The sequence below is a fragment of the Pseudomonas sp. MYb13 genome, from assembly GCF_002980075.1.
GTDB lineage: Bacteria > Pseudomonadota > Gammaproteobacteria > Pseudomonadales > Pseudomonadaceae > Aquipseudomonas > Aquipseudomonas lurida.
This window is the reverse complement of the sequence record NZ_PCQI01000038.1, coordinates 1-2,450: the sequence shown is the minus strand read 5'-3', so window position 1 is coordinate 2,450 and position 2,450 is coordinate 1. Positions and strand designations below refer to the sequence as shown.

The window sequence follows — 2,450 nt, the reverse complement described above, 5'->3', positions numbered from 1 at the left end:
CCCAGCACCAGGCTTTCCAGTCCATCCGGGATCGGCAACTGATCAAGCAGATGGGCCTGGGTCAACAGCAGTTTCACACCACTGTCGTCGAGCATGTAGGCCAAGCGTTCACGCGGGTACTCTGGGTCCAGCGGCACATACGCACCACCGGCCTTGAGCACAGCGAGCAGACCCACGACCATTTCGATGGAACGTTCCACGGCCAGACCAACCAGCACGTCCGGCCCCACGCCGGCTTCGATCAGGCGATGAGCCAGGCGGTTGGCGCGGCGGTTCAGTTCGGCATAGTTCAGGGACAGGTCGTTGAAGCGCAACGCCGGCGCATTCGGCTGTGCCAACACCTGGGCCTCGAACAACTGAGGCACCCACTGCCCTTGCGGGTAGTCGCGTTCGGTGGCGTTCCACTCAGAGAGAATCTGCTCGCGCTCATCGGCGTTGAGGGTCGCAAGGTCCTGCAAAGGCAACGCCGTGTTCGCCACGGCGGCACGCAACAGGCTCAACCAGTGCTCGGCCATGCGCGTCACGGTGGCGGCACTGAACAGGTCGGTGGCGTACGTCAGGGAGGCCCAGATCGCGTCGCCGCTCTCCTGGGTGTCGAGGCTCAGGTCGAACTGAGCGCTGTGGGTGTCCCATTCGAGGTGGGCCACGCGCAATCCCGGCAGTGAGTGTGCCGCTGCTTGAGTGCTGGCCTGGTGATTGAACATCACCTGAAACAATGGGTTATGGCTCAGGCTGCGTTCCGGCTGCAGCGCCTCGACCAATTGCTCGAAGGGCAAGTCTTGATGAGCCTGGGCTTCCAGCGCCCGGCGCTTGGTGTGCTGCAACAGCTGGGCGAAGCTCATCTGGCCATCGAGGTCGGCCTTGAGCACTTGGGTATTGACGAAGAAACCAATCAGCGATTCCGTCTCGACACGGTTGCGGTTGGCAATCGGCACGCCGACGCGAATGTCCTGCTGGCCGCTGTATCGGTACAAAAAGGCCTGGAACGAGGCCAGCAGCAACATGAACATCGTCACGCCTTCACGCTGGGCCAGGGCTTTCAACCCTGCAACCAGCGCCGGTTCGAGCACGATGTCATGGCGCGCGCCGCGAAAGCTCTGTTGCGCCGGGCGCGGCTGGTCGAACGGCAGCTCCAGCACCGGCTGCGCGCCGCCGAGCAGTTCGCGCCAGTACGCCAGTTGACGGGCCTTCTCCCCCGCTTCCATCCAGCTGCGTTGCCACACTGCGTAGTCGGCGTACTGGATCGGCAGCGGCGCCAAGGCACAGTCCTGGCCTTGGCTGTAGGCGGCGTAGAGTTGCATCAACTCCTGCACCATCACGCCCATCGACCAACCGTCGGAAACGATGTGGTGCTGCACCAGTACCAGCACGTGTTCGTCTTCACTCACGGCGAGCAAGCTGACCCGCAGCAACGGACCTTGCTGCAAGTCGAAGGGACGGGCAATTTCGGCTTCGACGCGGGCCTTGAGCTGTGTTTCGTCGACCGCGCTTTCGGCGATCTCGATCACGGCGTGGGCCAGTACCTCCTGCGAGCGCTGTTCAGCATCCAACAGCAGGCGCGTGCGCAGGCTTTCATGGCGCGCCACCAGGGTGTCGAAGCTGCGTTGCAGGGCGGCTTTATCCAGTTGGCCGCTCAGGCGCAGGGCGCCGGGGACGTGATAGGCGTCACTGTCCGGGTCCAACTGCCAGAGAAACCACTGGCGCTCCTGGGCATAGGACAATGGCAGTTTCTGGCCGTCCTCGCGGATCGAAGCAATCGGCAGTTGAGCGAAGCTCATGCCCCGGCTTTGCAGGCGCTGGTAAAACTGCTGGCGCTGTTCCAGGGGCAGGCGAAGAAAGCGCGAAACCAGATCGATATTAGGGTTGGAAAGCATGGTTCAAATCGCCTCGAGTTCGCTCAAAAAGTCACGAAGATCATCAAAATCTTCCGCACTGCCGGCGCGGAAGGTGGCCGCGGCCTGTACATAGGCACGCAGCGTTTCGGTCTGGAACACTTCCACCAGCGGCACTTCCAGGCCCAGTTCGGCCTGGACCCGCGAAGTGATCTGGATCGCCAGCAGGGAATGGCCGCCCACTTCGAAGAAGTTGTCGTTAAGGCCTACCTGCGGCAGGCGCAGCACCTCGGCCCAGATCGCGGCGATCTGCTGTTCCAGCTCGGTTTCGGGGGCCACATAGGCCTGTTGCAACAGACTTGCATCCGGTTCGGGCAAACCCTTGCGGTCGAGCTTGCCGTTGGGGGTCAGCGGCATTTGCGCCAGGAACATGAAGTGCGTCGGCACCATGTAGTCCGGCAGGCGGGTTTTCAGGGCGCGGCGCAGGCTGTCGCGGAACTCGGCCTGGTCCGCCAGGTTGGCATCGGCCGGGACCACATAGGCCACCAGCTGTTTGCCGGTCGGCCCGTCCTGGGCGACCACCACGGTTTCACCGACGTTGTCCTGTTCGCGCAAGCG

The 2,450-nt window shown here is 63.1% G+C and carries 2 protein-coding genes; both read right to left on the bottom strand.

Going from position 1 to position 2,450, the window contains the following annotated elements; all coding sequences use genetic code 11:
• Positions 1-1,874: condensation domain-containing protein (locus tag CQ002_RS28035; protein WP_146119698.1), on the bottom strand; the 1,874-nt coding region annotated here is incomplete at its 3' end.
• Positions 1,875-1,877: 3 nt separating this feature from the next.
• The coding region (locus CQ002_RS28030; protein WP_177431185.1) for a phosphopantetheine-binding protein at positions 1,878-2,450 on the bottom strand (573 nt) is incomplete at its 5' end.